The sequence below is a fragment of the Streptomyces sp. NPDC002018 genome (assembly GCF_042890865.1).
Classification (GTDB): domain Bacteria; phylum Actinomycetota; class Actinomycetes; order Streptomycetales; family Streptomycetaceae; genus Streptomyces.
The window spans coordinates 1-5,275 of sequence record NZ_JBIASO010000050.1; the positions used below are offsets into that span (position 1 = coordinate 1).

A 5,275-nucleotide genomic window follows, 5' to 3' on the forward strand; every position below is an offset into this window, starting at 1 on the left:
CGGTGGAACATGTCCGCCGCCCCTTCCGCTGTGGCGCTCTCTGCGCCGTGACCATGACGCTATGGGCGCCGAGGGCTCGGCACACTGGGCGTACGACCCGGCCGGGAGGTGGTGCTGGGTACACCCCCCGCCGGGGGACGCCCGACGACCGGTCAGACGGTTCCGGCCTGCCGACTCACTTGCGTTCCCATCCAGTTCACCGACTGTGGCGCCCGGCAGCCAGGCCCGCCCGTGCCTATCCACAGCCGGGGCAGGCAAGGCGTTCCGAAGGGATCGATACTCGGAGCCATGAACGGACAGGTGCAGCTCGGAGACTTCCTGAGGACGCGGCGTTCCCAGCTGCGTCCCGCAGATGTCGGAGTGCCCACCTATGGCGAGCGCCGGCGCGTGCCGGGTCTTCGGCGCGAGGAGCTGGCGCAACTGGCGGGGGTGAGTGTCTCCTACTACACGCGGCTGGAGCAGGGCCAGTCGCAGAGCGCCTCACCCGAGGTACTGGACGCGATCGCCCGAGCCCTGCGGCTGGACGAGTCCGAGCGGCTGCACCTGCACGACCTGGCCCGGGCGGACCGCCATCGCTCCCGGAACCGGCGGCCAGCACCCGCAGGACAGCGCGCTGCACTCGCTGGTGGGTGAACTGGGTTCGAGGAGCGCTGAGTTCGCGTCGATGTGGGCCGACCACCGGATCAAGGCGTGCACCGTCGCGGCTTATGAGATGCGGCACCCGCTGGTCGGAACTCTCACCGTCGTCCAGCAGACCTTGAGCCACGGGCCCGGCCCCGTCGTGGTCGTCGCCACCACGGAGGCGGACTCGCCCTCGCGTGCCGCACTGACCCTGCTCGCCCAGGCCACCGTACCGTCCACCATCCCGGCCGCCGCGCCCTCCACCAACACGGCCGCCACCCAGGCCAGCACCCGCCCGTGACGCAGGAGTCCCTCCCGGCGGACCCGGCGCGGCCGGGGTCTCGGGTGCTCACCGACTGACCCCCACACCCTTAACTGCACCACACGCCGGACCCGCCACCGCGCACCCGCGCGTATCCGGATCATCAGGCACGGCCCGCCGGCCGCTGCCGGGAGCAGCCGCGTGATGGCCCGGCCCCGGCCCGCCCCGCCCCGCCCCTCACAGCCACACACGTACGTCGGCGTGCCGCTGCCGCACGCCCGAAACCAGTGAAGGAACACCATGTCCACGAAGCTGCTCGCTCTCTCGGCGGCGTCAGCCGTCCTGGTCGCGGCCACCGCCGCGGCGCTCAGCCCGGCCACCGCCGCAGCGCTCAGCGAGGCCCCGGCCCCGGCCCGGGCCTCAACCACCGCCGCGCCCCTGTCCGGCCCGAGAGTGTCCGTGCACTTCGACCTGGCCAAGGGCCAGACACCGGAGAACATAGCCCTGGCACCGAATGGCGACGCGTATATCACCTTCGCCGCGGGCCGCGAGATCGCCAAGGTCTCCCGCGACGGCACCACCCGGATCCTGGCCACCCTGCCCGGCCCCGCCGACGGCGGCATCCACACCCCGGCGCTGGGCTTCCCGCTGACGACCGGCATCGTCCGCGCCCCCGACGGCACCTTGTACTTCCTGTACGCCACCGGTACCTCCGACCTGACCGGTGTGTGGCGCCTGCGCCCCGGCGGCGAGCCGCAGCGGCTCGCCGCGCTCCCCGAGAACGGCCTGCCCAACGGCCTGGCCCTCGACGCACGCCCCGCATGCTCTACATCACCGACTCCGTACTCGGCACCATCTGGAGGGTGCGCTCCACCGGCGGCGCCCCCACCGCGTGGTCCACCGCCCCCGAACTGGCCTCCACCGGCTTCCTCGGCGCCAACGGCCTGAAGATCCACAAGGGTGAGGTCTGGGCCACCAACCTCGACAAGGGCACCGTCCTGCGCATCCCCATCCGCCCGGACGACCGCGCCGGCCGGGTCCGGACCGAGGCCACCGGCCTGCAGGGGATCGACGACTTCACCTTCACCGGCCGCGGCGACCAGCTGCTGGCCGCCCTCAACGGCACGAGCCAGGTCGCGCTCGTCCAGCCCGACGGCCGGCACTCCCTCGTGCTGACCCCCGCCGACGGCCTGCAGAACCCCACATCCATCGCTGTGCGCGGAGACACCGTCCATGTGACGAGCGCCGCCTACCTCACCGCCGAGGACCCCAACCTCCTCCGCGTCCAGCTGAAGCGCTGAGCGCCACGGGTACCCACCCGGCGGGAACCGCATCGGCCCCTCCCGGACGGTCGTGCCCCTGTCGACGGCCCCGTCACGCCACCCCGGTCCCTCCCGGAACCCTCACCGTACGGAGACACACCATGCAGGACACGAACGAGATCAGCCTGGGCGATGTCACGATCACCCGGATCGAGGAAAATGCACGGTCCGATCATGCCCGCGGACCAGTTCTTCCCGGACCTTCCGGAGCAGGCATGGAAGGACCACCGCGCCATGCTGGTGCCCCACCACCTGGGCGCCGACGACGCCATGGTCCACGTCGCCACGCAGACCTGGCTGCTGCGCAGCGGTGGCCGGACGATCCTGGTCGACACCGGTGTCGGCAACGACAAGTCCCGTCCGGCCGTCGACGGGTGGGACCACCTGAACCTTGACTACCTCGCCAATCTCGCCCGCGCGGGTGTACGTCCCGAGGACGTCGACCTGGTCGTCAACACCCATCTCCACGTCGACCACGTCGGCTGGAACACCCGACTGACCGAGGGCGCCTGGGTACCCACGTTTCCGAACGCCACCTATCTGATGCCCAAGGCCGACTTCGAGTTCTGGAACCCTGCGAACAACCCGGACATCGCCGACGGGGTCAACGAGAACGTCTTCGAGGACAGCGTCGCCCCCGTCCACGCCGCAGGCCAGGTCCAGTTGTGGGAGGGCAGCCACACCATCGACGCCCACCTGCGTCTGGAGGCGGCCCCCGGCCACACACCCGGCTCCAGTGTCGTCGAACTGGCCTCGGGCACCGACAGGGCCCTGTTCGCCGGCGACCTGATGCACACCCCCCTTCAGGTCACCCATCCGGATCACAACAGCTGTTTCTGCCACGACCCGGCCCAGGCCCGCGCGACCCGGCCCAGGCTGCTCGGCCGGGCCGCCGATACCAACGCCCTCGTCCTGCCCGGCCACTTCAGCGGCCAGAGCGCTCTCGAAGTCGAGCACAACGGCAACGGCTTCGCGATCAAGAACTGGGCACCGATCAGCCGGTACTGACCAACCGGTACTGACCCACCGGCTTCATGCAGGCCGCCGCCCCGACCGACCCGGGGCGGCGGCACCGCCGCAGCAACCAGCGAGGAGACACCGGATGGCGTCCGCCGGCTACACCACCGTCACCACCACCCTCGGTCCGATCCGCGGCCGCCACCACGCACACGGCGCCGTCTTCCTCGATGTGCCCTACGCCGCCGCGCCCGTCGCCCGTGAGCGTTTCACCGCGCCGAGCCCGCACCCTGGTTGGACCGAGGTCCGTGATGCGACACGGCCGGGGCCGACCGCGCCCCAGCCCGTCCGCGACGCCTTCGGCACGCTCGACATGTCCTCCTACTTCGGCCCGGGGTGGCAGCGCGGCAGCGACTACCTCACCGTGAACATCTGGGCACCGCGGCAGAACAAACCGGAGCGGCGGCCGGTCATGGTGTTCGTACACGGCGGAGGCTTTGTCGCCGGCTCCAACCGCGCACCGCTCCACGACGGCACCGCCTTCGCCCGCGACGGTGTGGTCCTGGTCACCGTCAACTACCGCCTCGGCATACCCGGCTTCCTCCACCTGCCGGACGCACCGGACAACCGTGGCATGCTCGACGTACTCGCCGCCCTGCGCTGGATCCGCGACACCATCGACCACTTCGGCGGCGACCCCGCCAATGTCACCCTCTTCGGCCAGTCCGCCGGAGCCATCATCGTCGGCGGCATCCTCGCCGACCCCGCCTCCTCCGGCCTCGTGCGACGGGCGATCATCCAAAGCGGCAGCGGCACCGCCGCGTTCACACCGGAGCAAGCGCGCATCGTCACCGCAGCGGTCGGACGCGAGCTGGAGATCGGGCCCACGGCCGAAACCCTGGCGGACGTCCCGGACGCGCGTCTCGTCGACCTCTTGCCCCATCTGACCGGACTGGACCTGCGCACCCCGCCCACCACCACCCGCTGGCCGGCATCACCTCCTTCAGTCTCGTCGGCGAGCAACAGCCCGCCACCACGCTGGCCACCCGTGGATCCGGTGTCGACCTGCTGATCGGCTCCAACCTCGACGAAGGCAGCCTCTACCTCGCCCCGCTCGGCGTCCTGGCCGGCAGCACCGAAGCCGATCTCCTGGACACCGCGGCACGATTCCACCCCCGTCCCGCCGACGCCGTACACGGCTGTCGACGGAACACCCTGCCGCCACCACCGCCGAACTGCGCACCCTCATCCTCGGCGACGGGCTCTTCGGAGCGGGCACTCGGCGGATGGCCGCCGCACACGCGAGCGCCGCGTCCCGGCGGACCTACCGCTACGAGTTCGCCTGGCGCTCCGACGCGATCGACGGACAACTCGGCGCCAGTCACGTGATGGAGCTGCCGTTCGTCTTCGACCGCCTGTCCCTGCCGTCGCTGCACGGCCCACGAGGGCTCCTCGGCATCACCGAACCGCCGTCCGGACTCGCCGGCAGGATCCACCGGTCATGGGTCAGGTTCGCTGAGAGCGGCGACCCTGGCTGGCCCATTTACCGACCAGTGGGGGGACACGTCGAACGCCTCGGCGCAGGGTGACACGTCGGCTCGCCGCCACCGGGCCCTTCCACGACATGCCTCGGGCCGGGGCCGGGGGCCGGGTAAGTGCACGCCCGAACCTTCGAAGGCGCACCGCTCAGCGACAACGAGCATGTCGTCTCCGGTGACAAGAAGACCCATGGAGATCACTCCGGAGGGTTCGCGACTCCAAGCCCATGGCCTCCCGCACACGTCCCCGCTGGCGGGCGCCATGGGACGCGAGGGCACAGGGGCCTGTACCGGAAGGCAATGCGGGCACGCACCGTTCCTCGCGGATGCGGCCCCGCCTCAGAATTACCGACGGGTCGCGTGTGATCCCGAGGCGCCCCATCCATCCCAGCCGAGCGGTTCAGACCGTTCACCACCATCGACGAGCACACCAGGAGTTCCAGGCGCAATGTCCGAATCTTCCGTCGCGTCCGTCGTCGGCGTCGGCCGCCCCACGCCCGTCACCAACGCGACGCACACCCAGCGGTCGTCCGGGATGCCGATCCACAAGTACGGCCGGTACGAGGCTGTGGACA

Annotated in this window: 4 protein-coding genes and 2 pseudogenes; all 6 read left to right on the forward strand. The window is 71.1% G+C overall.

Features of this window, described 5'->3' with window-relative positions; all coding sequences use genetic code 11:
* Positions 1 to 288: 288 nt before the first annotated feature.
* On the forward strand, positions 289 to 633 hold the full coding sequence (locus tag ACFYYH_RS34375) for a helix-turn-helix domain-containing protein (protein WP_388559837.1): 345 nt from the start codon (positions 289 to 291) through the stop codon (positions 631 to 633).
* A complete protein-coding gene (locus ACFYYH_RS34380; RefSeq protein ID WP_388559840.1) occupies positions 626 to 922 on the forward strand; it encodes a hypothetical protein in 297 nt (98 codons plus the stop codon). The genes ACFYYH_RS34375 and ACFYYH_RS34380 overlap by 8 nt, the downstream gene beginning before the upstream one ends.
* A gap of 261 nt (positions 923 to 1,183) precedes the next feature.
* Positions 1,184 to 2,184: pseudogene (locus ACFYYH_RS34385) on the forward strand (SMP-30/gluconolactonase/LRE family protein).
* 122 nt (positions 2,185 to 2,306) lie between these two features.
* Positions 2,307 to 3,213: pseudogene (locus tag ACFYYH_RS34390) on the forward strand (MBL fold metallo-hydrolase).
* Positions 3,214 to 3,307: 94 nt separating this feature from the next.
* Positions 3,308 to 4,234 carry a carboxylesterase family protein gene (locus ACFYYH_RS34395; protein WP_388559842.1) on the forward strand — a complete coding sequence of 309 codons (927 nt, stop codon included), beginning with the start codon at positions 3,308 to 3,310 and terminating at the stop codon, positions 4,232 to 4,234.
* A gap of 214 nt (positions 4,235 to 4,448) precedes the next feature.
* Entirely contained in the window at positions 4,449 to 4,751 is a 303-nt protein-coding gene (locus tag ACFYYH_RS34400) for a hypothetical protein (protein WP_388559845.1), read from the forward strand.
* Positions 4,752 to 5,275 lie beyond the last annotated feature (524 nt).

Excerpts from the sequence above, each read along its gene's own strand:
- ACFYYH_RS34375 (WP_388559837.1), top strand. The coding sequence starts at position 289 with ATGAACGGACAGGTGCAGCTCGGAGACTTCCTGAGGACGCGGCGTTCC.
- ACFYYH_RS34395 (WP_388559842.1), top strand. The coding sequence starts at position 3,308 with ATGGCGTCCGCCGGCTACACCACCGTCACCACCACCCTCGGTCCGATC.
- ACFYYH_RS34400 (WP_388559845.1), top strand. The coding sequence starts at position 4,449 with ATGGCCGCCGCACACGCGAGCGCCGCGTCCCGGCGGACCTACCGCTAC.